The sequence below is a fragment of the Cyanobacteria bacterium FACHB-DQ100 genome (assembly GCA_014695195.1).
GTDB lineage: Bacteria > Cyanobacteriota > Cyanobacteriia > Leptolyngbyales > Leptolyngbyaceae > Leptolyngbya.
On record JACJNW010000039.1, the window covers coordinates 234,254 to 258,090 of the forward strand.

General features: G+C 49.7%; 22 protein-coding genes. 9 read left to right on the forward strand and 13 right to left on the reverse strand.

Translation table 11 applies throughout. The features are described from left to right. Positions 1–58 precede the first annotated feature (58 nt). A complete protein-coding gene (locus tag H6F51_23200) occupies positions 59–1,126 on the reverse strand; it encodes an NAD(P)-dependent alcohol dehydrogenase (GenBank protein MBD1825380.1) in 1,068 nt (355 codons plus the stop codon). Between the two features lie 165 nt (positions 1,127–1,291). Next, positions 1,292–1,978, reverse strand: a complete 687-nt coding sequence (locus H6F51_23205; protein ID MBD1825381.1) for an exonuclease — start codon at positions 1,976–1,978, stop codon at positions 1,292–1,294. 283 nt (positions 1,979–2,261) lie between these two features. Here H6F51_23205 and H6F51_23210 point away from each other — a divergent pair, with 283 nt between their 5' ends. Beyond that, positions 2,262–3,500 carry an S-layer homology domain-containing protein gene (locus tag H6F51_23210; GenBank protein MBD1825382.1) on the forward strand — a complete coding sequence of 413 codons (1,239 nt, stop codon included), beginning with the start codon at positions 2,262–2,264 and terminating at the stop codon, positions 3,498–3,500. Here H6F51_23210 and H6F51_23215 read toward each other — a convergent pair. Beyond that, entirely contained in the window at positions 3,497–4,753 is a 1,257-nt protein-coding gene (locus H6F51_23215; GenBank protein MBD1825383.1) for a GAF domain-containing sensor histidine kinase, read from the reverse strand. The two genes, H6F51_23210 and H6F51_23215, sit on opposite strands and share 4 nt — an antisense overlap. Before the next feature lie 296 nt (positions 4,754–5,049). On the opposite strand from H6F51_23215, the gene H6F51_23220 reads away from it, so the two are divergent. Continuing rightward, positions 5,050–5,367 (forward strand): DUF3155 domain-containing protein, encoded by a 318-nt coding sequence (locus H6F51_23220; protein ID MBD1825384.1) that lies wholly within the window; start codon positions 5,050–5,052, stop codon positions 5,365–5,367. Between the two features lie 207 nt (positions 5,368–5,574). Here the strand turns inward: H6F51_23220 and H6F51_23225 are convergent, their stop codons facing one another. From H6F51_23225 to H6F51_23235, 3 genes are all read right to left on the reverse strand, one after another. Then, positions 5,575–6,099: a cofactor assembly of complex C subunit B gene (locus H6F51_23225; GenBank protein ID MBD1825385.1), complete on the reverse strand. Its 525-nt coding sequence runs from the start codon at positions 6,097–6,099 to the stop codon at positions 5,575–5,577. Between the two features lie 73 nt (positions 6,100–6,172). Beyond that, complete coding sequence (locus tag H6F51_23230) at positions 6,173–6,565, reverse strand: helix-turn-helix transcriptional regulator (protein MBD1825386.1); 393 nt, start codon at positions 6,563–6,565, stop codon at positions 6,173–6,175. A 933-nt stretch (positions 6,566–7,498) separates the two neighbouring features. Beyond that, complete coding sequence (locus tag H6F51_23235) at positions 7,499–8,224, reverse strand: hypothetical protein (GenBank protein MBD1825387.1); 726 nt, start codon at positions 8,222–8,224, stop codon at positions 7,499–7,501. 163 nt (positions 8,225–8,387) lie between these two features. On the opposite strand from H6F51_23235, the gene H6F51_23240 reads away from it, so the two are divergent. Then, complete coding sequence (locus H6F51_23240; GenBank protein ID MBD1825388.1) at positions 8,388–8,924, forward strand: GNAT family N-acetyltransferase; 537 nt, start codon at positions 8,388–8,390, stop codon at positions 8,922–8,924. Positions 8,925–9,004: 80 nt separating this feature from the next. Here the strand turns inward: H6F51_23240 and H6F51_23245 are convergent, their stop codons facing one another. Further along, the gene (locus H6F51_23245) at positions 9,005–9,451 is read right to left on the reverse strand and encodes a DUF4332 domain-containing protein (protein ID MBD1825389.1); all 447 of its coding nucleotides are present in this window, start codon (positions 9,449–9,451) and stop codon (positions 9,005–9,007) included. 246 nt (positions 9,452–9,697) lie between these two features. Here H6F51_23245 and H6F51_23250 point away from each other — a divergent pair, with 246 nt between their 5' ends. The 4 genes from H6F51_23250 to H6F51_23265 all read left to right on the forward strand — a co-directional run bounded on the left by H6F51_23250 (position 9,698) and on the right by H6F51_23265 (position 15,137). Continuing rightward, positions 9,698–10,138 (forward strand): transcriptional repressor, encoded by a 441-nt coding sequence (locus tag H6F51_23250; protein ID MBD1825390.1) that lies wholly within the window; start codon positions 9,698–9,700, stop codon positions 10,136–10,138. 283 nt (positions 10,139–10,421) lie between these two features. Next, on the forward strand, positions 10,422–12,449 hold the full coding sequence (locus tag H6F51_23255; GenBank protein MBD1825391.1) for a hypothetical protein: 2,028 nt from the start codon (positions 10,422–10,424) through the stop codon (positions 12,447–12,449). Positions 12,450–12,516: 67 nt separating this feature from the next. Further along, positions 12,517–14,172 carry a DUF3685 domain-containing protein gene (locus tag H6F51_23260; GenBank protein MBD1825392.1) on the forward strand — a complete coding sequence of 552 codons (1,656 nt, stop codon included), beginning with the start codon at positions 12,517–12,519 and terminating at the stop codon, positions 14,170–14,172. Positions 14,173–14,333: 161 nt separating this feature from the next. Continuing rightward, positions 14,334–15,137 (forward strand): paraslipin, encoded by an 804-nt coding sequence (locus H6F51_23265; protein MBD1825393.1) that lies wholly within the window; start codon positions 14,334–14,336, stop codon positions 15,135–15,137. On the opposite strand, the gene folP is transcribed toward H6F51_23265, so the two are convergent. After that, entirely contained in the window at positions 15,134–15,970 is an 837-nt protein-coding gene (gene folP, locus H6F51_23270; GenBank protein MBD1825394.1) for a dihydropteroate synthase, read from the reverse strand. The two genes, H6F51_23265 and folP, sit on opposite strands and share 4 nt — an antisense overlap. 162 nt (positions 15,971–16,132) lie before the next feature. Here folP and H6F51_23275 point away from each other — a divergent pair, with 162 nt between their 5' ends. After that, positions 16,133–16,408: a photosystem I reaction center subunit X gene (locus tag H6F51_23275; GenBank protein MBD1825395.1), complete on the forward strand. Its 276-nt coding sequence runs from the start codon at positions 16,133–16,135 to the stop codon at positions 16,406–16,408. 43 nt (positions 16,409–16,451) lie between these two features. Here the strand turns inward: H6F51_23275 and H6F51_23280 are convergent, their stop codons facing one another. The 5 genes from H6F51_23280 to H6F51_23300 all read right to left on the reverse strand — a co-directional run bounded on the left by H6F51_23280 (position 16,452) and on the right by H6F51_23300 (position 23,005). After that, positions 16,452–19,601, reverse strand: a complete 3,150-nt coding sequence (locus H6F51_23280; GenBank protein MBD1825396.1) for a PAS domain S-box protein — start codon at positions 19,599–19,601, stop codon at positions 16,452–16,454. 121 nt (positions 19,602–19,722) lie between these two features. After that, the gene (gene rimM, locus H6F51_23285; GenBank protein MBD1825397.1) at positions 19,723–20,256 is read right to left on the reverse strand and encodes a ribosome maturation factor RimM; all 534 of its coding nucleotides are present in this window, start codon (positions 20,254–20,256) and stop codon (positions 19,723–19,725) included. 5 nt (positions 20,257–20,261) lie between these two features. Further along, entirely contained in the window at positions 20,262–21,530 is a 1,269-nt protein-coding gene (locus H6F51_23290; GenBank protein ID MBD1825398.1) for a valine--pyruvate transaminase, read from the reverse strand. A 295-nt stretch (positions 21,531–21,825) separates the two neighbouring features. Further along, the gene (locus tag H6F51_23295; protein MBD1825399.1) at positions 21,826–22,779 is read right to left on the reverse strand and encodes an isoaspartyl peptidase/L-asparaginase; all 954 of its coding nucleotides are present in this window, start codon (positions 22,777–22,779) and stop codon (positions 21,826–21,828) included. A 61-nt stretch (positions 22,780–22,840) separates the two neighbouring features. Then, positions 22,841–23,005: a DUF2256 domain-containing protein gene (locus H6F51_23300; GenBank protein ID MBD1825400.1), complete on the reverse strand. Its 165-nt coding sequence runs from the start codon at positions 23,003–23,005 to the stop codon at positions 22,841–22,843. Positions 23,006–23,053: 48 nt separating this feature from the next. Here H6F51_23300 and H6F51_23305 point away from each other — a divergent pair, with 48 nt between their 5' ends. After that, complete coding sequence (locus tag H6F51_23305) at positions 23,054–23,767, forward strand: RNA methyltransferase (protein ID MBD1825401.1); 714 nt, start codon at positions 23,054–23,056, stop codon at positions 23,765–23,767. Positions 23,768–23,837: the final 70 nt, after the last annotated feature.

The window sequence follows — 23,837 nt, forward strand, 5'->3', positions numbered from 1 at the left end:
AACCGCATCGCCTGAAACGAGAATTCGATGCGGTTGTCATTGGGACTGATTCGAGCCTCTATCTGGGTGATTCAGATTTCATCGATGACATATCGATCGAGAAGCGGTACTTCACATCGGACTTGAGGAGTCGATCGTAAGCTTCATTCACCTTCTGAATCGGAATCACTTCCACATCGGCGGTAATATTGTGTTCCCCGCAGAAATCGAGCATTTCCTGAGTTTCGGCAATCCCACCGATATTCGAGCCAGAGAGATTGCGCCGTCCCATAATCAGACTGAATGCCGCAACCTCTAGCGGCTTCGGCGGTGCGCCAACCAAGGTAATATTGCCATCGCGACTGAGCAAATTAAGATAGGCGTTAATATCGTGAACGGCAGCGACCGTATCGAGAATGAAGTCAAAGCTACCCGCGTGTTTCTGCATCTCGTCGGCATTGCGAGAAACGACCACTTCATCTGCACCCAGACGAAGTGCATCTTCCTTCTTGTCCGGTGAAGTCGTGAACACCACCACGTGAGCACCGAGCGCATGAGCAAATTTCACGCCCATGTGTCCCAATCCGCCAAGACCGACCACACCAACCTTCTTACCTTTGGTCACGCCGTGGTAGCGCAGGGGCGAGTAAGTCGTGATACCTGCACAGAGGAGTGGCGCGACTCCTGCAAGATCGAGATTTGGGGGAACGCGCAGCACAAAGCGCTGATCGACCACAACACTTTCGGAATAGCCGCCATAAGTGACCCTGCCAAGATGCTTGTCTGGAGAGTTATAGGTGAGCGTGACATTGGGACAGAACTGCTCGAATCCTGCTTTGCACTGGGGGCAGGTTCCATCTGAGTCAACCATGCAGCCCACTCCCACAATGTCATCGGGCTTAAATTTGGTCACTGCTGAGCCGACTTCAGTCACTCGCCCAACGATTTCATGTCCGGGAACGACTGGATAAACCGTAGACATGAAGCTACTCCACTCATCCCGGACTGTATGTAGGTCAGAATGGCAGATGCCGCAAAAGAGGATTTCGATTTGGACATCATTTTCGGTCAGATCGCGCCGCTCGATCGTATCGGCTGTGAGCGGTGAGGTTGCACTCGCAGCCGAGTAAGCTTTTGCTTTGTACATGAATTAATGCTCCGCTGGGTTGACTTCTAATGCCTGGTATTTTTCAGCGAGTTCGTCCGACTCAGCGATCGCAATCCCTGAGCCTGATCGGTCACTTCGTTTAAGCATTGCAGCGCATTTAGGCTGCGGAGATATCCCACTTAGGACGCACTTGTGTAATCAAATCTAATACCGAAAATATCCTAGTCGTCGCCAGTATTGTTGCACTCGTGATTCCCATTGCTGCCAATACTCATCGATCGCACTTGGCTCAAACCAAAAGATCTCCGCAGGCGTTTCCGGAATCGCAACGACCAGCAAGGCATGACAGAGGTTGAGGTTATACTCGCGATATAGCTGGTTCACGGCTCCACAATACGCTACTAACTGAAGTGGATAATCATACAAGCGATCGACCGTTTTCTTGGGTCGATCGCTTGTTTTCCATTCACAAATGCAGGGCACGCCTTCATAACTGGCAACGCAATCGACCACTCCGGCATATCCCAATTGATCGTGAATCACCACCCCTTCAATCAATCGCACTTGCTCGATCGCTCTTAACACAGGTTCAACACTCTCCCAATACGGGCGAATCGTCTCTGGACAATCGACTTCCTGCCCTTGCAGGAATTTCTGAATGTAGCGATGCGTTCCGGTGCCGCGCCGACTCGCGGTTTTGGTAATTTCTGCTGCCTGCTCAACTCCAACGCGCTGCTGCCAGTTAAATAAGCGCTCTCGGTCTTCACGCGGCTTTGTCGCATTCAGAATCGTGGTCACACTGGGAATACGATCGCCATTCGCATCGACATAAAACTGTTTGCCCGCTTCTCGGACAGATTTGGACGCATAGCGCGGCAGTTCAGACACCATTGATTCCTCAAAAATTGCTCTCGATCGTACCTAAAAAATCAGGCGTTGAATCCCTCAAATTTCTAGCTTCTTCAACCACTTTGAAAACTGTCCTAAGTTCAGAAACTTCTGCGGAAACCTAACGGTCATTGTTGAATATAAAGCGTAGAGAATTGAGCGAAAATGCTGCACTTCAAACAAAGTTAAAGATAGTTCTTTAGCCGGATGCAGGAACTTTTTAGCTCATTCAAACATCTACGTAACTAACAAGAAAAAACTCTCTCACGCTTGGGAACGGCTACCTATGTATAGCACTGTAAAATCTGGCTTAGCTTTGACTTTGGCACTCGGTACGATCGCAGGTGCAGCAGCTCCAATGATTATGGTAGCACCTGCTTCGGCTCAAGCAGCCTTCTCTGATGTTGCTTCGGATAACTGGGCTTCTCCATTTATTCAAGAATTGGCTTCTCGTAACATTATTGCTGGATTTCCTGATGGCACATTTCGCCCGAATGATCCAGTGACTCGCGCTCAATTCGCTGCAATTTTGCTCAAAGCATTTCCGAATGCGCCACGAGTAAATACACCGATCAATTTCTCTGATGTTCCCAGCAATTATTGGGGACTTCAAGCGATTCGGAACGCCTATGCAACAGGATTTCTTGCAGGATTTCCAGGCGGAACATTTCGACCGAATGACAATATCCCTCGTGCTCAAGCTTTGGTGTCTCTGTCAAACGGTCTGAGATACGCCAGCACTCAACCTGCTGACTCTGTGCTTCAGGTTTACACCGATGCGTCCAACATTCCTGGCTATGCTCGCAACAGCATCGCCGCCGCCACCGAACGCCGCATTGTCGTCAACTACCCGGATGTCCGCTTCCTCAACCCGAACCAAGTCGCAACCCGTGCGGATGTTGCTGCCTTCGTTTATCAGGCATTAGTCAGTTCTGGACAGGTCGCCGCAATTCAATCGCCTTACATTGTCGGTCAAGCGCCAACGCAGCCTCAAGCGATCAATATTCCTGCTGGAACTGCAATCCCGGTTCGCTACGATCGCGCCGACAAGATCCTGCTTGCGAAAAACGAACCGCAACCCACCCCGGTTACGCTCACCGTGGCTCAAAACATTGTGACCTCTGACGGAACAGTTTTGATTCCATCGGGTAGCCAAATTGCTGGTCAGCTCACGGTTTCTCAAGGTGCAGCCCAGTTCACCGCCTCGGAACTCATTCTGGCGAATGGTCAGCGAGTCGCGATCGCGGCAACTTCTGATCCGATTACAACGACAGAAACGGTGCGTCGTGGTGCAAGTACAGGCACAATTCTTAAGGATGCGGTGCTGGGTAGCGCTGCTGCTGCGGGAATTTCTGCCGTCACTGGCGATCGTAATATTCGCGCCGAAGAAGTCTTGATTGGAACTGGAGTCGGTGCTTTGGCAGGGCTGATCTTTGGGGGCGATCGCGTTGATTTAATTTCCATCCGTCCTAACTCGGATCTAAATCTCCGCCTCACCAGCGCCTTGACCTTACCGCGCTCCTAACCCTTACCTGTGAGGGTTTCCTCAACTTCGTTCTTCAGCAACTTCACAACAAAACTTGTTCCTCGCTGCGGGGGGTGGTCGTCTTGAGCGATCCAGCCCTCGCTTTTTAATGGGCTAAACACCTGAATCGACCCGTGCATTTGTTCAATCAGTCGGCGAGCGATCGCTAGCCCCAATCCTGTCCCTGGAATATCACCATCCGCCTGCACTCCCCGATAATGCCGCTCAAATAACCGCTCTAAATCTTGCGGTGGAATTCCATATCCCGTATCGCTGACCCAAACATTCACATAATCGTCCCTATGATTTGCCCGGATATGCACCTCTCCGCCTAACGGTGTATATTTCAAAGCGTTATCGATTAGATTACTTAATACCTCACGCAGCGCCCCAGGATTGGCAGAAACAAGGGGGAGGGGGTTTGGAACTTCGGTTCTAAGTGCCAGCCCTTTTTCTTGCGCGATCGCGCCTGCCGTTTCAAGCAGTTGCAGCAAAATCTCATTCACCAAGCAGGGCATCAACTCCAGACTAGAAGTGGTCAGCACCCCTGCGGGCAGCAAAGGAATCGGACGACTCACCAGCGAGGCATCCTCCGCCAACACATCCACGGAATCGAGGTCGATCGCCTCGTCAAACTGCTGTAAAAGCTCCTGTAAACGATCGCTTTCCCGCAGAATACTGCCTGCAATCTCACGATTTGCATCGGTCGCCTGCATCCGCTTGACCAACAGCTTTCCAAACGTGCGGAGTGCCGTCAGTGGACTCTTTAACTGGTGCAGCAAATTATCCAACACATCATGCTGCTGAGATTGCCTTGATCGATGTTGGCGCTGAGCCTGATCGAGCCACTGCGCCCGCTGATCCATTACACAAGCCAGCGATAATGTATTAGCAATGCGCTCTACCTGCGATCGCTCCCAGGTTGTCCAAGGACGATCCTCACGCTCGGTCACGAGCAACCCGAACACTAATTCTTCATGAATCAGCGGCAAAACTAATTGCTTTGGCTGAGTTAGTCCGCTCGATGTCGTCACCTCTGGATACGACTCAACGGCTGCCGGAAGCGCCAGCCGATTTGATCGCTCCAGCGTCCCAGCCGCTTCTGGGTAAGCTGCAATCGGCATCAAACGCGCTTGAGAACTCTCAACTAATTCTTCCGTCAGATAGATTACGCTGAGCGATGCCCCCAGTGCCTGAGTCAATAACGCAATTTGCGATCGACACAACTCAATGAATTCGCTACTTGTGGGCATTAGCATCTCTTCTTCGGCAGATTTTGGAAAAATAAGGATTGACGATAAGTAATTTTTCTTATTAATTTAGTAGATAGCTCCGATCCCCAACCTTTTGCATCCGTTTGTCTTAACTTTTGTGAGTGTAACTCCACTCCTTTTGATGACCTAGCAGGAATTCGGAAAAAGAAAATTAAGACTTTGTATAGATGCGTTAAGAGAAGTTGAAGTCTAGGGCAGGAGCTGATATAGTTGCGACGGGTTTTGTAACGATCATTACAAGTTTCGGCAGTTTGGAACCTAAGGAGGTAAAGGGTTTGGCAAGGAGACGTAAACGCAAGAGTCGGCGGCGGCAGGAAGGAAGACGGATTTTAGAAAGCGTTCCTCAATTTAGCATTGAGTGTGGCGAAGATAAACCCGTTACTGCTGCTCGCAAATTCATTCACTCTGAAGGCATCGTGCCGCCCGCGCTGTTGCTGGTCAAGAGAAACGAGCATACCACAGATCGATACTTCTGGGCAGAGAAGGGATTATTTGGCGCACAATATGTGGAAGAAAATCATTTCTTATTCCCCAGCTTGCGAACCTCTGAAGATGAAGTGGATGCTGTCGTTGTTCCGTCCCGGAGCCGATAGACGTTTTTGCCATTGGCAGAACCTTTAAATGGCTCGGCTTATCGGTCTTTGCTTGCTCTGAATGCGAAGTGCAACTGTAGCTAAATTTTGTTACAGGTTCAGTTGAGCAAGTTAATATAAAGCATTCATCTGACAAAAGCTCCCTTCAACGCAACGAAGGGAGCTTTTACATTTGATCGGTCTGACGGTGCTAGATCCGAAGCAGAGCTATTCTGATTTCAGTTCTAAAAATCGCTGCAACTCCGCTAACTCATCCCGGTGTGCCTTTACAGTAATCACGCTCTGCGATGCGGCATCTAGACTCGGCTCTACTCTAAGCGATACCTGCTCAACTCGCCCTGCCCCTTTCCAGTAAAAGACTCCTGCCAAGGGCGACAGGAGCAATAATCCAAACCAAAAATTTGACCAGTCGGGCAGCACCATCGAGAGGATGAGCACAAAGCACAGTACACCGATCGAGGCAAGCAAGGACAGAAAGACTGCTAGGAACACGCTAGGGCGAACTACGCCTTCAAATGTAACCTGATTATTCGCTGCGTCGATCGCCGCCACTCGATAAGAGCGCTGCCCGAAGTAGGAGCGCAACTGAGACAGCAGAGAATCTTCGGATTGGTCAGACAGCAAGCGCACCTCCTGAGTTCGATCTTTGACTGAGGCGCGAATGAAGAAAAACAGCCCAATCATTAATAGAACGGTGAGAAGAAGCGTTGAGGCAATTACAGGCTGAGTCATGGCGCAACTAAAGAGCAATCCCAATTACACCATCAGTTTAGACAACAACGGGACATCGATAGAACTCCGCTGCTTATTTCTCAGCCCCACTAACCTGGGGAATTCCTGAATTCTCGTGCGCGGTTTCGCGTTTAACGGCATATTCGCGCCAGAGTCGAGCAAGATCCTGTGCCTGCGGCATGGCTTCAGATTTAATCTGATACATACGGCGGGGACGACCCCGACCTTCGACTTTTTTCCAGTAGCCTGTGACCATTTCTTCATCTTCAAGAAACTTTAAGGCACTGTAGAGAACTGTGTCCGATAGTCGATACAGCGGATATTCTGTTTCAAGCAGTTGAATTAATTCAGTTCCGTAAGAATCTCCCCGTAAGAGGACGGCGAGAACGTAACAGACCGCCAGTTCTTTATTGAGATAGAAAGGTGGCGGATCTTTGAAAAATTGGTAAATATCCTCAAATTTCATCTGTCTGATTCCAGGTATGCGACAAATCACTTGCTTGAGAAAGCGACACGAAGATCGAAAACTCAGCTTTGCTTCCTAGATTAACAATCACATATCGGAGGTTGCCGTCCCTCTAAAGGGTTAATCCTTCAGCGTGAAATATTAAACTGGCTCGAATTGCAACTTGGCACAAGCACACTGAACAACTCCACAACTCAAATGACAACTAACATTTGAATTGATATTTAAGCTGTCAGCCTGAATGAGCTTCACAATTCGATCGCAGACTGAGCGAATCGGCATCGCTTTGAGTTAAACAATTTTAAGAAATCGGTGCTTAAGAACATAGGGCAATATTCAGTCTTCATCTTGACTGCACTGTGTAAATAGCACCCAGCAGCCTATGCGCTTTTCTTAAAACAGCCATTTCATTAAGTTGCTTAGCTTCTGCAAATTGTACCTCTCGATTCTAAACTTGAAATTCTAATTTGTGGGTTAGGAAGTAAATTTACAATCGCTGTATCATACGGAATTCAAGAATTTGGCGATATTTGAAGAAATATTTAGATTATTCGCAATCTTGGCAGATTTACGATCGACAGTCGCCCAAATTGATAACGCAATCTAATCTCTGCTTAGTTTGACCTCTTATCAGTTCGATCAACTTTTGCCAATCTACAAACTTGCTGAATTTCAACGAAAAATTTTAGTCCACTTGTGACCGTCAAAACCCAAAATTTTAGCTTGTCGGGTTTAAATTGGCAGAAGTTTTTTAGAGAAATCGCTAGAATTCTCATTAATCTTAGGGGGCGAAGCGATTAGGAGGATTATTTTTAGACCGCAGACTAAAAATATCCAAGCTGGAGTAGCGAGTAGACGAATGCCTCCAAGAAAAGTTCCCAAAGGCTGCGGGTCGATCGTTGCGTGAGCGATCGCGAATCTTGGAGAATCAAACTAAAACCGCCGCCCCAGTAATCGCTGCTTCACACCTTCAGCAATCTTTTGACCGAGATACTCAGGAATTAAACTTTCATTCGGGCCTAATAAGTACAAAATTAGCCGCGTTCGTCCACGCCAAACGAGCAAATTCGCATTCACGACCAGCAAATCTTCCTGCCAGATTGCGTACATCACTTTGTAGAACAATCCAGGCTGATTATCTGCTTCAATTAGCAGCGCGGGCAGGTGGAAGACTGGATCGACATAGAACTCAGTCTCAACCTGTTCTAGTCCTGCATCCAGGTTAAACTCAACAGCCAGCATTTCTTCGACTTCAAACCGTCCCGCCAAGGCTTCTCGAATCGCCCGACAGACATTTTCAGCCGTCTTGTCTGTCAGGGCTTTGCCGCTGCGCGACACAATCAGCTTAATAAACACCAGCATTGGTGGGTAGATTTGCCCATACAGGCTGAGACTATGAATTGTCAAGCCATAAGCTGCCAAAACCCCGAAAATATCGCTGAGCAAAAAGGACTGGTTGCGGTAGGCAAAATGCAGCGCACTTTTTGTTCCCTCGGTTTTTAGCTCGATCACGGCTTGCTTTGACTTATACAGTTGATAAGCCAATCGGAGATTTTGCAGTTGAATTTCGCTGCTGACGAACTGCTCATAAAACTGCGGGAACGCCCGATTAAAGCGCTTTAACAGTTCTAACGTAGAGGATTTTAGACCCAAAGCCATAGTGGAGGAGACCGCTGCTCAACGACACGCAGATAAATAAGTCGAAACTAAAAAATATCGATATGGAGACTGACAATTGCTAACATTTCCCCAAAATCAGGAGAATGCAACTCAAATCCGAGAGATATACTAGCTATTACTGCTTCACTGTGATGACCTTGGCATGGGTTTTTGGAAAAGCTTATTTAGTAGCACGGATGCTTCGATCGAGAAACCAGCCTCGACGGAGAGTTATGTTGTCCCCGGATCAACAGAAGGAACAACGACAGGCGATCGCGCCAACTCGCGGGTCTTTTTCTCAACAGAGCGAGAGATTGATCTTTACGAGCTAGAGGAGCTGTGCGATGCGGTGGGCTGGTCGCGTCGCCCCTTGAGAAAGGTGAAGAAAGCGATTCAGCATAGCTTTCTAGTGGCAACAATGTGGGAGCAGCGGGGTGCGTCGCGGCGACTGGTCGGATTCGCGCGGGCGACTTCTGACCATGCGTTTAACGCAACGATCTGGGATGTCGTAGTGCATCCGGATTTCCAGGGCAAGGGGCTAGGGAAAGCGTTGATGAAGTTCATGATTAAGAAGCTTCGGAGCGAGGATATCAGTAATATCACTTTGTTCGCTGATCCGCATGTGGTCAATTTCTATCGAAATTTGGGATTCATGCAAGATCCAGAGGGAATCAAAGGAATGTTTTGGTACCCGGATTAAAGTGCAATCCGGGCATCTGCATTTTCAGAGTTCCCCAGACTGTGAAGCAGGGATACGATCGCGTAGATGAAATTCTTGAATTACCGTAGGCTTCGCGCTTGATGAATCCACAAGCCGATGTAATCTGTCGTAGGACAGAGATCGCGCCGTTGCATCGTGGAAACGTAAAGCCGCAGCAGTTGGCGGTGGAGTTGACCGATCGAAGTTTGCGCCAGTTGTGGGGGCGAGGCAATGCCTGCGTGAAGGAGCAGTCCAGCGTACTCACAGCCCACACTAGGGATACGGGCGAGGTCGGCAAGGGCAACCCATTTATTCAGTTGGCGAATTGGCACTTGCAGTTCAGTTGCTAAAAGGTTTCTCTGATCTTGCGTTTTACCCAGTCTAAACAAGTCTAGCGTTGTGTGAATGTGACGATCGTTCAGTCGAGTTGCATCATCGGCAGCAAGACCCGGAAGTAGGTCGATCTCCCAGCTTGCCGAGGGAATGCCTGCTGATTTTTTCGATGGCTTTGCGGAAGAATGCGTCACGGTGTCCTCGAACAAAATTAGAACATTTAGTTTAACAACTCGAACTCTCCAAAGCAAAGTTGTAGCGAGTTTACTTTAGCTTGTGATAGAACTAGAGATAGATCAGATGAGCTAACCTCTATCATTTGATAGGGTATCGAAGCCTTCAGAAAACGAATAAAACTTTCATTTACAGTTGTACTTTCTAACAGTTTCACGATCGAGATGGTTCGTTAACAACAAATTCCTTAGCATTGCCACTTAACGATGAACACCGAACTGACATCAGACCTTAAACCGATTCGCTGCCTCGACGATGCGATCGAACGCTGTCAACGCCTTGGGATGCGTCTCAGCCGCCAGCGTCGATTTATTCTCGAATTGCTTTGGCAAGATCAGGAACATTTATCGGCGCGAGAGATCTACGATCGCCTGAATCGCCAGGGCAAAGAGATTGGGCATACCTCGGTCTATCAGAATCTAGAAGCGCTGTCCGAGCAGGGGATCATCGAGTGTATTGAGCGATCGGATGGGCGACTGTATGGCAATGTTAGCGATGCTCATAGCCATGTGAATTGTCTGGACACGCAGCAGATTTTGGATGTTCACATCGAGCTTCCTGAAGAAATCATTCGACAGGTAGAAGCAAAGACGGGTGTGCGGATCACAGAATATCACATTGATTTTTATGGCTATCGAGCGCAGTAGAAATCAACGAGTTAGAGTTATTTTTTACAGCGATCGTCCTTTCTTTAGAACTGAAAGCCAGAAATTCATTAGCGAGTCTGTGAATTTCATTTTGTCAATTTAGCCATTACGCTGCTTGCAAATTGTAAAGAATTGTAAGTGGCGTTTTTGTCGTAACTCCCGGAAACGCTAGTTTTTCGTGCGGAACTTGTAAAAGCAATCCGCATCAAGGGTTCCATTGGCAAAATCGCCTGTAGAATATCCGAGACTCTGACCCGCCGCCTGATAAAGGTTCGCAGCGACAATGGCTAGAAAAACCACTCCTCAATGGCTTCAAGGGCTTCAAGCATTCCAGAAGCCGAAGTCTACAAAATCGCATCCGCCTACTTCGACCGATCGTCCGCCTGAGAATTCTACCGCCCTCCTTGAGAGCCATCCGCCCACGCAGCCAAAACGCCGCAAATCGCCCCCCAATCAGCGTAAGGTCGCCAAGATTGGTCAGCGGGCGACGAGAACTGCGTCTTCAGCCACACGGGCGATCGCGCGGCGAACGGCAGCGATCGCGAGTGCTTGGAAATGGCAGTTGATTTGGCTGGGAATTTTAGGTGTTTTTGGGGGGACTGGAGCGATCGCGTTCTGGTGGCTGTCGAAGGTTCCCCCTGCGGTGGACTGTAAGCAAGTGACGGCACAATCGCTTGAGTCAGAGCAATTGTCTTGCGCTCAGCAAGCAGCGCAATCCGGTAAAGCCGAGCAAATTCTGGCATCGATTAATCTGGTCAAGGATTGGACAACCGAGCATCCCCTGTATGCCCAATCGCGATCGCTGCTGCAAGACTGGTCGAATGCACTGCTGATTCTGGCGCGGGATCGAGTTGGACAGCGAGATATTAAGGGGGCAGTGTCCTTAGCCAATCAAATTCCGAAGACGAGTCCGATTTACAAAGAGGCTCAGGCGGCGATCGAGCGCTGGACAGAGGAATATCGGCGCGGAGAAGCGATCTACGTCAAGATCGTCGATGCGCTGAAGAAGCAAGATTGGAACAAAGCCTCAGAAGAAATGGCGCAACTGGCGCTAGTGAACGATCCCGGTTGGCAAGACCGTTTAGGGGAGATTCGCGAACAGTCAAACAATGAGCGTAAAGCCTGGAAAGCGCTTACTGATGCGCGGAATTTTGCTAAATCGAATTCCCCGAGTCAGCTAGGACAAGCGATCGCGCTGACAAATCCGATCGATCGTAAAACTTTTGTCTGGACGTTGCAGGCAAATCAAGAGGTCGTGCGCTGGCGTAATACGATCTTTCAACTGGCGATCGCGCAATTCGATCAGCAGAACATTCCTGAAGCGAGTCGGTTGATTAACTCGATTCCCGAAAGCATCAAGCTAACGAGCGCCAACCAGGATTTGGTGCGGTTAGTGCGGGCGCGAGAAATTGAGACGAGCAATCAATACAACACTCCTGGGCTAGAGCGGATCGCCCCCCTGATGATGGCGACTCATCTCGTGAAGCAAATTGATCCCCAAAGTCCATTTGCTTCACGAGCAAAAGTGTTGATCCCGCGCTTGGAGCAGCAGACCCAGGATTTGATGCAGTTGAATGTAGCAAGCACGATCGCGAATCTTCAGCAGATCCCACTGTTAGAAGCCGCGATCGCTCAAGCGGCATCAATCCAGGCAAAGCGTCCGGGACGACTGCACGCGCAAACCTTGATCGCACAGTGGCGGAAAGAGCTACAGTCGATGCAAGACCGACCCGTACTCGCTCGCGCTCAACAGGTCGCGAAATCGGGCAAGATTGGCAATTTGCGATCGGCGGTCGCCATGGCCACGCTGGTCAAACCTAAGCGTTCGCTGCGAATCGAGGCGCAAACCTATATCGCGGATTGGACAAATCAGATCGAAATTATCGAAGATCGTCCGATTATTAACAACGCCAAAGCGATCGCACAAACTGGACAACTCGGACAGGCAATCACGGTGGCAGGAGGTATTCGACCGGGACGAGCGCTATACAACGAGGCGCAAGGCTTGATCGGAGAGTGGGTATATCAGATTCAGCTTGCGGAAGATCGATCGCTGCTGGCTCAGGCAACGAGTTTGGCAAATCAGGGCTACCTGACGCGGGCGATCGATGCGGCATCGGGAATTACGCCCGGACGACCTTTATATGGGGAAGCAAGGAGTGCGATCGGGCAATGGGCAGCAGAGCGGGCAGAGATATGGCGGCAGCGAGATATGGCTCCGAGTTATAGCGCTCCGGTTGAGCCGTCTCCTGCTCCGGATTCTACCGAGTCAGAGCCAACGCCGCCTGCTTCTCCGGAGCCAACGCCCTAAGCAATCTCCGTAGCTTGTGCAACGGGTCGCTAAACTGTTTAATCAAAACAAACTTGCTAACGAATGAATGAATAGTTTAGCTGGGGTGGCGCGATTGATGATTGTGGAGCGAGATCCGGTGTTTCGATCGGGCTTGCTCAATTGTTTGAGCCGGTTTCCAGAGTTTCGCGTCGTTGCGGAAGCAGAATCGATCGCGATCGCGACTCGCAATTTGGCGGAATTGGGGCGCGATCGCTTAGATGGCATTTTGCTCGGAATTGACAGCGAATTTGCCCAGCAGATAAAAGCGCAGTATCCAACCGTGCCAATTTTGCTGATCGAGCCCCTGTCTGAGCCAGAATTAGCCGTGGCATTTCAGGCGGGGATCGAAGGCTACTGTCCTAAAGGGAGTTCGATCGCTGAGTTTGTCACGGCAATTCGGCAGATTACAGCGCGGCAGAACTATTGGCGCTCGGAGGTGTTGCAGCAGTTGACGCTCCAGGGGACGCGATCGCAATCAATTAGTGTTGCTAGGGTGATTCGGCAAAATTGGCGCTCGTCGGGACTCGCTCAAATCGAGGCGGCATTGAATGACATTGACGCACAACTACGATCGGTGACTCTTTCAACCCTGGATCGGATTTTTCTGACCGGACGACGACGAGAACTGAGAGCAGCGCGATGGTTGGTGCAAAAAGCCTTACCGCCTGAACAGATCCAACCCAAAAGAGGCGCGATCGTTCCTCTTGAAGCTGTGACTCCAGATCCTCAAATCTCAGAAATTATTCCAGAAGTGCCGCAACCGAAAGCATGGCAAGGAGAGCTGCTCGATCGCATCGCTGTAAAACTTCAATCTAATCTCGATAATCTAACGAATATTCCTTTAGAAATTGACATCTTGAGATTAGAAAAAAAACGGGAATTGTTCTTTACGATTCTGCGACAGTTAGAAGAGTTACTGGATGAATTAAGATTTTCTCAGATTCAATCAGATCAACTTGCAGCGAAGCAATCTGAGGTTTTATGTGATTTATGGCAAGCGATCGTCATCCAATTTTTCGGACGCTATTCGATGGTGCGGGTGAAAAGGCGCGATCTTGAAATCGTAACCGTGCTGCTTGCCCAAAGAGACATGGTGCGATCGCAGATTCTAGATCAAATCCCACTGACACAGGCAATTTTTGAACATTTGCTGTTTGAATCACCGCTGATTGTTGATCAAACGCTCTACGAAGTGGGCACCCTTGAAGCCCGCGATCGCTCGATCGATTTGCTGGAAAACCTAATGATTCAGCTTGCAAATGCCGTAATTCAACCCCTGCTGAATCAATTTTCTAACCTAGAATCAATCAAGCAAAACTTCTACGATCGTCGTCGATTATCAACGCGCGAAATTGAGCGATTCCGCAATGATTTATCCTGGCGATTTCGGGTCGAGCGATTTTTTAATGAGCCAAAAGCGATGTTTGAAAGCCGTTATCGCCTCTTTGTCTTGAGTGAATATGGCATCGATCGCATTACCATCTATTCCCCCAGAACTGAAGAACTCGAAACGCTTTCCGGAGTACAATTAGCAGTCACGCTGGCGCTAGAAACTCGCGATGCAATTTCTCCACGATTAAGAAGTACGATCGCATTTCTTGGCAGTGGAATTGTCTATCTGTTGACTGAAGTGATCGGACGGGGGATCGGACTGATTGGACGGGGAATTCTCAAAGGAATTGGAAAATCAGTTCGCGGATAGCACGAACTCGCCAAGAACGGCAAAACAATATCAGGAGAAACGTTGATCGATCTTGAATTTCGCGCTTGAATCTGCAACATTTTCAAGGAGAGCGATTAGACTAAATTTGCAATCTCTATTTTTGAAATCATTAAAACTCTGGTTTGGCGGGAGCGCGATCTATGCTTGAAATTATTGGTGCATTCTGTCTGATTCTGTTAGGCGGTGTGATTGGCTCAATCCGCGTCATTGAGCAAGGTGATCAAGCGATCGTGCAGCGACTTGGAAGATATGAACGTACCCTCAATCCAGGGCCGAATGTGGTCATTCCGTTTCTAGATACGGTATTAGTGGAAACGGTGCGGGAGCAACTTTTAGACATCGATCCCCAGCGGGCATTTACCAAAGACAATGTGCCGATCGAAGTCGACGCGATCGTATCGTGGCAGATTCTCGATTTGCAGAAGGCTTATTATGCGGTCGAAGATCTGCAAGAGTCGCTGAAGCAGATTGTGATCTCAACTTTGCGGAACGAGATTGGGCTGCTGACACTAGAACAACTCTTTTCTTCTTCAGCCGCGATTAATAAAGCACTATTGCGCGAGTTAGATCAGTCCACTGCAAACTGGGGCGTGAAGGTAATTCGCGTTGAGGTGCAAGAGTTTCAGATTTCGCAAGCACTGCGGGAGTCGTTAGAGAAAGAGCGGGCAGCAAAGGCAGAAAAGGCAGCCGAACTGACTCGTACTCAAGGAACGGTCGAATCGATTCAGCAGCTCGCTCAGGCGCTCCAGGGACAAATGAATGCAGAAGATGTACTCCGCTATCTGGTAGCAAAGGATTATGTCTCAGCAAGTATGGAAATCGGTAAGAGCGATAACTCTAAAATTGTGTTTATGGATCCACGCGCATTGAGTGAAGCGGTGACCGAGCTAATGGGACAAGTTGAAGAACCTCGCAATCGTGGCAATCTCGACGGTGAGGCTTAGGAATTTCGCCAAATCGCATCAGCAACGCGACAAGCATCGCGCATTTCTGCAACATCGTGAACGCGAACAACATCGGCTCCATTGGCGATCGCGCTGACACAGGCGGCAGCCGTTCCCCAAGCTCGCTGTTTCGGATCAGGCTGATCGAGAATCTGTCCGATAAAGCTTTTGCGCGAGGCTCCGACTAAAATCGGACAATTCAAAGATTTAAAGTCTTGTAATCGCCGCAGAATTTCCAAATTTTGATCATATTTTTTCGCAAATCCAATTCCTGGATCAATCATGATCTGGGTAATTCCCTGTGCGATCGCGCTTTGGATGCGTTCCTGTAAGAAATCACAAATCTCTTGAACGAGATTGTCATACTCGGTTAACGACTGCATGGTTTTCGGTGTTCCTCGCATGTGCATCAAAATGATTGGAACTCCTAATTTGCCAACGGTTGTAAGCATTTCTGCATCGAAGACTGCACCGGAAATATCGTTGATCATATCTGCTCCCACTGCGATCGCGGCTTTTGCCACCTGTGATCGCGTGGTATCGACTGAAATTGGAATCTCAAATCGCTGACGAATTGCCTCGATAATGGGCAGTACGCGATCAAGTTCTTCTTGCAATGAAACTTCGTCAGCGTTTGGACGAGTAGATTGTCCACCAATATCGAGAATGTCTGCACCGTCTTTGACCATTTGCTCAGCTTGAGCGATCGCGCTCTGGAGCGAATTAAACTGTCCGCCGTCGCTAAAGCTATCGGGTGTCACATTCAAAACACCCATAATGTAGGTTTTCTGTCCCCAACTCAACGTCGTGCGCGATAGTTCCCAAGCTTGCATGGCGAATTAAAGATTCTGCTTCTTGAATCATCGCATCAAAAACTACACCCCTATCACTGCACCCCTATCTTTGGGTAGAGCCGAAATCCCCCACTGAGAAAGACGCGAAGAGTGCAGCGATCGTCAAATGATAGTCCCAGTACCATTATGGAGTTACGCTTTATGTTGAATCTCGTTGCTGCTGCCTTTCAACAACCGCCCTCTGGCAACCTCTGGAACTGGCAAGGAACCCCCTTTATTGTTGGAGCTTGCCTGTTAGTGTTACTCATCGGATCGCGCACCATTAAATATCCACACACAGGCGCAAGAATGCCGCTACCTTTTTCTAAATCTCTGTTCAACAGCATCAGCGTTGGCGGATTCTTAGCTTGCATGAGCTTTGGGCATATTCTCGGCTTCTTGCTCACGCTCGGATTTGCGAATACCGCACTGAAATAGAGTGGAGCGGGAATAGAGTGGATCGGGGCGATCGCGCCCCCAATTACCGCTTCAGCAGCGAGACGATCGCGTTCACTAACTCATCCACATCCACAGGCTTGGCCAAGTGCCGCTGAAATCCCGCTTTCAGAATTTGCCGCTGATTCGTTTCTCCGGCATAAGCCGTGAGTGCGATCGCAGGAATTTCGCTCTTTTGTCGAACCTGCTGTATCAGTTCATAGCCATCGAGGTCGGGCATTGCGATATCGCTGACCAAGATATCCGGGGCAAATTCAGACAGGATTTCAAGGGCTGATGACGCAGATTGAACTCCCCGAACGATCGCGCCTGCTGTTTCCAATAAGAACACCAGAAAATCAAGGTTATCCGCTTCGTCGTCTACGGCAAGAATTTTGAGTCCAGCCAGATCTCCCTGTGATTCTACCGGCTCTAAGGCTGAGCTAGGTTGCTCTAAAGTGTGGGCGATCGGCAACCTCACGGTAAAGATCGCGCCTTGATCTTCGCCTAAGCTCTCAGCAGAGATGGTTCCCCCGTGTAGCTCAACCAAGTGACGAGCGATCGCGAGTCCTAATCCTAATCCGCCAAACTGCCGCGTCGTGGAAGAATCCGCCTGCCAAAATCGCTCGAAAATGTGCGGCAAGACCTCCGCTTGAATTCCTTTTCCAGTGTCGCGCACTTGAATTTCCGCCTCGCTGCCAATCTGGGAGAGTATTACCTCAATTCGCCCCCCGCTCGGTGTGAATTTCACTGCATTCGAGAGTAAGTTCCAAATCACCTGCTGCAATCGATTTGCGTCGCCTCGTACCCTGCCAACCGTTGCACCAAGATTGAAGACGAGGTCGATCGCTTTTGATTCTGCCGCTAGCTGAACGGTTTCTGATGCCGCTGCGATCGTCTCTGCAAGATTGACCCAGTCATTATTTGACATAATTTTGCCCTGGAGAACGCGAGAGACATCCAGGAGATCCTCGATCAGTTGAGTTTGCAGATGGGCATTGCGCTCGATCGTGTCTAAGGCCTGCGGCACTTTTGCAGGTGGGCATTTTCCTGCTTTTAGCATCCTCACCCAGCCTAAAATTGGATTCAGCGGCGTTCTCAACTCATGCGACAGCACCGCGAGGAATTCATCCTTGATGCGATTGGCTTGTTCGGCTTGTTCGCGTAGAAGTTTCTCGCGATCGAGTAACTTCTGCCGTTCCGCTTCACGCTGTTTCGCTTCCGTAATATCAATGACTGTCCCGATCAATCGAATCGCACGTCCAGACGGATCAAAGAGTGCTTTTCCAATCGCTGAAATCCAGCGCTGAATGCCATCTGAGAATCGAATGACGCGATATTCAAGCTTGAGATCTCCGGCGCTGTGCGGTGCGATTGCGGCCTCGACTGCTTGATTACTCCGATCGCGATCGTCGGGATGCAGCAAAGTTTCAAAGCGTCCATAGCTGACTTCTGCGTCGTTCGGCAATCCAAACGTTGCCTTACAGCCGTTATCCCAAGTGAGTTGTTGGGTGACAAGATTAAAATCCCAAGTGCCCAAATTTGCACATTCGATCGCCAGTCGTAAGCGTTCTTCGGCTTCTCGCAGTGCCGCTTCGGTCTGTTTGCGCTCGGTAATATCGGAGAGTGCGCCTAGAAAAGAGATGGGAGTGCCGTCTGCATCGTATTCCACTCGTCCCCGCGCTGCGACCCAGCGTTCCTCTCCGCTTGCCGATCGCACTCGGTATTCTGCAAGATAATCCTCACCCGTTGCGATCGCGGTTTGAATCGCTGCGCTTACGGGTTCACGATCGTCCGGGTGCATTCCATCCAGGAAAAACTTGATCGGCAGTCCTCGCGCAGCGGCTTCCGGGTCAACTCCAAATAAATTGGCAAGTGCTGCATTTGTGAAAGTGAGATCTTCTTGAATTCGCCAGCGCCACGTGTAAATCGATCCCGCCGCTAACGCGGAAGACAAAAGCACGTCAGCTTCTCTTAGATTGGCTTCGGTTTGTTTGAGTTGGCTCAGATCGATCGCAAAGCAAATCCCACTAGGTAAGCCAATACTAAACGCGCCGCCACCGAGCAAAATTGGGATGCGCCGCCCGTCTTTGTGAAGATATTCCTTCTCGAAAGGGGTGCAATATCCTTGAGTGACGCTTTCTGTAAAGGCGCGACTGTCCTGCTCTGCCCACTCTGGAGGCGTTAAGTTTCTCCAACTGAGTTGCCCGGATTCCAGTTCTGAGCGCGTATATCCCACTAGATTGAGGAAGGCATCATTCGCATCGCTGAGGCGCTCTTCTTCCCAAATCGCGATCGGAATCATATTGCACTCAAAGATGCTGCGGAATCGCGTCTCACTGTCACGGAGAGCTTGTTCGGTTTGCTTGCGATCGGTGATATCGGTGACAAAGATCGAAGCTCCCGTGGCGGAGGGATAAACCCGATTCAGATACCAGCGATTTCGGGATGGATAAAAAAATTCAAACTCGATCGTGCGCTGTTCTTGGATGGCTCGGTGATACTCAATCTCGATCGAGCTTCCAAGCAAATCCGGGAACACGTCCCAAAGCCGATTCCCGATGAGTTGCGCTTCGGATCGCTGCAACAACTCGGTTGCTGCTGAATTGACATAGGTATAGCGCCAATCATGAGCGAAAACGGCAAACGCATCGGTAATACTTCGTAAAACCGCTTCGGTTTGCGCTTTTGCGGCTTCGGCTTCTTGGCGTAAAAGCCGTTCCCGCTCGTTGGCTTCTTGCTGAGCTTTTTCGCTGAGTTTTTCCTGAGTGATATCGCGTACTTCGATCACTGTGCCGATCGTTTGCCCTGCTTCTCGAATTGGGCTAGCGGTGTAGGCGACCGGATAAAAGTGTCCGTCTCGATGCACGAACACTTCTTCGCCTTGCTCTTGATTGTTTTGGGGAAACACTTGATCGATCGGGCATTCGCAGAGCGGATAAGGACGACCATCTGGGCGGGTGTGGTGAATCACATCGTGTAGCGCCCGTCCTTGAAGTTCTGAGAGCGCATACCCCGTTAACTTCTCAGCCGCCGGATTCATATAAACACACTGTTGACGCTCATCCATGACAAACAGCGCCAGAGTTGCATTATTACAGACCGTTTCTAAATACTGCTTATAGTATTGGGTGTCCGTTTTGGGTTGCGGTAGTCGCTGGTGTTCGCTGAGGGATCGAAAAGGTTGCGAAGTCATGAAGAGCCGGAATAAATAAATGTCAGGCAAAGGCGAGATTATATCCATCATACGGTAGGCGGTTAGGGGTTTTAGTCCACCGATCGTAGGAGTTCGCCTGCTCTGTGGTTTTAGAGACTGCTTATAAATCAAGTAATCCGGGCGGAGGTGTGATTTCGATGCGATGTCGATCGAGGTCAACAATCGGGACGATCGCTTCGACAAAGGGAATCAAAATTTGCCGATTTTTTCCGTCTTCTATTGTCTTAGTGACTTGCAGTAAGTCATGTCCTGCTGGAATTACATCGCTCACTGTTCCAATCAATTCTTGAGTCGCTTGCTCATAAACGGATAAGCCGATCAGATCCGCAACGTGAAATTCACCCTCTTCGAGTTCGAGTCGATCGGTGTCTGGAACGAGCAGTTTGCAATCTCGCAGCGCTTCAGCCGCGTTGCGATCGTGAATTCCTTTCAGTTGAATCACGTAGAGTCCTTTGCCATCCAGGTAACGCCCAGAGACAAGTTCGATCGGTTCGGGTTCGGTCTGGTTAGGGCGCAAAAGCCAGCGCTGTCCGGGTTCCTCGAAGCGCTCCGGAAAGTCCGTATTGGGATAAACGCGCAATTCACCTTTGAGTCCTTGAGCCGCGACAATTTTACCGATTTCTAAGTAACCCATGCGTTCTATGATCCATAAACTTGCTGTGCGACTTGTGCAAGTCGCTCCATTGCCGTTTGTAATTCGGCATCTGTTCCGGTAAGGCTAATTCTGAGACATTGCTGCTTGTGCTGCCACTCTTCTCGTAAACCTGGGAAGAACGTACTGCCGGGAACGACGATCACGCCGACTTTTTTGAGTTCTTGGTAAAATTCCCAATCGCTTATGGGCAATTCATCCAGCCAAAGCCATGCAAAGATTGCTCCCTCACCTCGATGCAGAAACCACGGCAGCGATCGCGGCAGGGTGCGATCGAGCGTTGCTTCGACGATGGCAATTTTGCGTTGATAAAACGGACGAATCACATTCACGGCAATGTCTGCGAGTTGACCGGATTGAATGGCGCGGGCTGCGATTGCTTGTCCATATCGCGGCGAGTGAATGCAGAGGTTGGTTTGGAAACATTCGAGCGCTTGAATTATGGCGGGTTCTCCGATCGCGATGCCAATGCGCTCTCCGGGAAGTCCTGCTTTCGATAAGCTCATGCAGTGAACCACATTGCCGCCGAACAAGGGTGCCATTTCTGTAAAGTTCAGCGCCGGAAAGGGTGGTGCGTAGGCAGAATCAATCAGAACTGGGACATCATGAATTGCTGCAAGTGAAGTGATCTTATTCACTTCGTCGTTGCTTAAAACGTTTCCAGTTGGATTGCAGGGGCGTGAGAAGATTACACATCCAGTCTGTTCATCAATTTGTAGCTGATTGAAGTTCGGGCGATACTTAAATCGATGATTTTCCTGATCAATTTCTAATTCCGGTTTATACGCGATTAGCGCTTCTGGAGTGAGCGTAACGCCGCCATATCCGGTGTAATCAGGACTCAACGGCAGTACGATTTTTCGGAGTTCTCCGCTTGCGGTATATCCGCCGAACGCATTCGCTGCGTAGAAATAGAGGCTTTGACTTCCGGGCGTAATCAGGACGTTACGATCGCTCAAGTTCAACCCGTAGCGCTGATTAAAGTCTTGAACGATCGCATCGATTAAAGGCTGATATCCCTGGCTTGCTCCATAGCGGCAGACGACCTCGCCATATTCAGGACTAGCCAGTAATTCTGCGGTACAGTCGCGCCAAAGCTGCTCAACTTCCGGCAAAATCACCGGATTTCCTGCACTGAGATTGATAAAGCTCTGTCCGGCTCCTGCGCGAAGCGTCTCAATAATGTCTTTCATAATCGCCCGTACACCAGACAGGCGAGACATTTCGGTTCCAAGTTGACTCAGCGCAGGATTCATCACAAACCGTAAAATTTAGAGCAATCTTGATGCTACCGATCAATGGGCGCGATCGTGCATTAATTTTTGCTGCAATTCGTTCAATAGATTTTGAAAAGTCTGAGCAAGACTCTCAGGGGCTTGAGAGCTTGCAACTGTGATGTGTCTGTCTTGCCTCTAGGGGGAACTGCAAGACCAAAAAAGCGACCCTACTGGGTAGACTGCCAAACTACGTAAGAGCATACTTACGCATTTTCCTCAACGCATCCGTAGATCTGCACAAGTTTAGTGATTTTTGACTCAGTGTTCAGCGAAATTACACCGTTCCGGTTTGCAGATTAGTCGGTAGATCTAAAGTGTCACCGATACGATCGCCGGTATGATACGCCGCTAACAGCACTTCGCTAGTTTTTCCCCAACCGATCGAACCCTCTGCGGAAAGACCGATCGCGCCTAAGTCGCGGCGATTTCGATAGGCTTCACCAAAGGACTTCTCTAGCGAATTTGCCAGCGACTGCCCATCTGTAACCCGAATCACAATCCGAGCGGCTAAACATTCATCGATAATGTCTTCTCCGATCCCAGTACAGCTAATCGCGGCATCTGCGTTTGCGTAATTTCCCGCAGGCATCGCAGAATCACTCACCCGTCCGATCCGCTCAAAGCCTTTACCTCCGGTTGATGTCCCAACGGCAATCCGCCCTTGATGATCCAGCGCGACAACCCCGATCGTGCCTCGTCCCGCTGATTCGGAAATCAGTTCTTTTTCCGCGACCACGCCTGCCATTGCTCGATTAAAGTTGCCCTCGCGCTCTTGAATCCATTCCTGTAAGCGCAGCTCGGTCATCGGATCGTAAAGCGGCAGTTGCAGTTCTCGCAAGAGTTCCGCAGAGCCAATATCAGACAGCACGCGATCGTCTGAAGTTTGTAGAAATAAGGCAAGCTCGATCGGGTTTTTGACTCGCGACGTATTAATCACGCCGCTGAATCGCTGCCGCGCTCCATCCATCAACGCCGCGCTCATACGGATTTGTCCATCGGATTGCAGCACTGATCCGGTTCCTGCATTAAATCGCGGATCGTCTTCGAGCAGTTGGCATCCGGTGACAACCGCTTCGGTTGCCGTTGCCCCTGCCAGGAGGAGTGCGTAGACTTCTTCCACAACCTTGTAGAGCGATCGCCGAACCGCTTCTGCGCCGCCTTTTCCCTTGAGCGAACTCCCGGCTCCCCCGTGAATGATCAGTTTGGGCTGAACGCGATCAACAGACATGAAAGAGACCTCGCACAAGACAGATAGCACAAAAGCTTATCATGTCTCAATCACATCGCAATCACAGGGATTCAGGTTTAGTTTGCGACTTGCGCTTGCGGCAGCGATCGGAGCAATATTTCACATCGTCCCAGCAGTCCGCCCATTTCTTGCGCCAGGTGAACGGTAAGCCACAAACAGGACACACTTTGGTCGGTAAATCAGATTTGGCACGATGGCGCGGCATAACAGATTCGAGACGTAAGATAGTTTATTTTAGAAGTCTATGTCAGAGATGCCTGCTCAAGTCCGAATTGTTCTCGTCGAGCCTGCGGGAGCGCTGAATGTCGGGTCGATCGCTCGGGTGATGAAAAATATGGGGTTGAGTCAGTTAGTGCTGGTGAATCCCCAGTGCGATCTGCAATCCGATGATGCGCGAAAAATGGCAATGCGGGCGATCGACGTTTTAGAAGCGGCACAGATTGTGGATTCGATTCCAGCAGCCTTAGTCGGCTGTCATCGCGCGATCGCCACCGCCGTTCGATCGCGCATTAATGCACCGCTAGAGCATCCCCGCGAGGCACTACCTTGGTTATTAGAACCTGGGCTGAATACGGCTTTGTTATTTGGCTCAGAAGATCGGGGACTGAGTAACGATGAATTGAAATACGCGCAGCGATTTGTTTATATCCCGACGAGCGATCAGTACCGATCGCTCAATCTCGCTCAAGCCGTCGCAATCTGCTGTTACGAACTGTTCCAAGTACCGCTACCCCCCCAACCCCAAACGATTCCCTGCTCGCTCGACGCGCTCGATCGCGCTTATCAACATCTCGAATCCGTGCTGCTTGAGATTGGATATCTGCAACCGCACACAGCAGCCAGTCGGATGGAAAAATTTCGCTATGTGTTCGATCGCGCCAATTTATCAGACGCTGAGCTTGCTCTGCTGCGGGGCGTTCTGCGACAGGTCGAATGGGCAAGCCGCGATCAGAAGGCTAAAGATTGATCGATCCGGACGGATCACTTTTCCGAAGTCAATGTAAAATCCCTAAAACATAGAGTAAATCAAGCGTCCT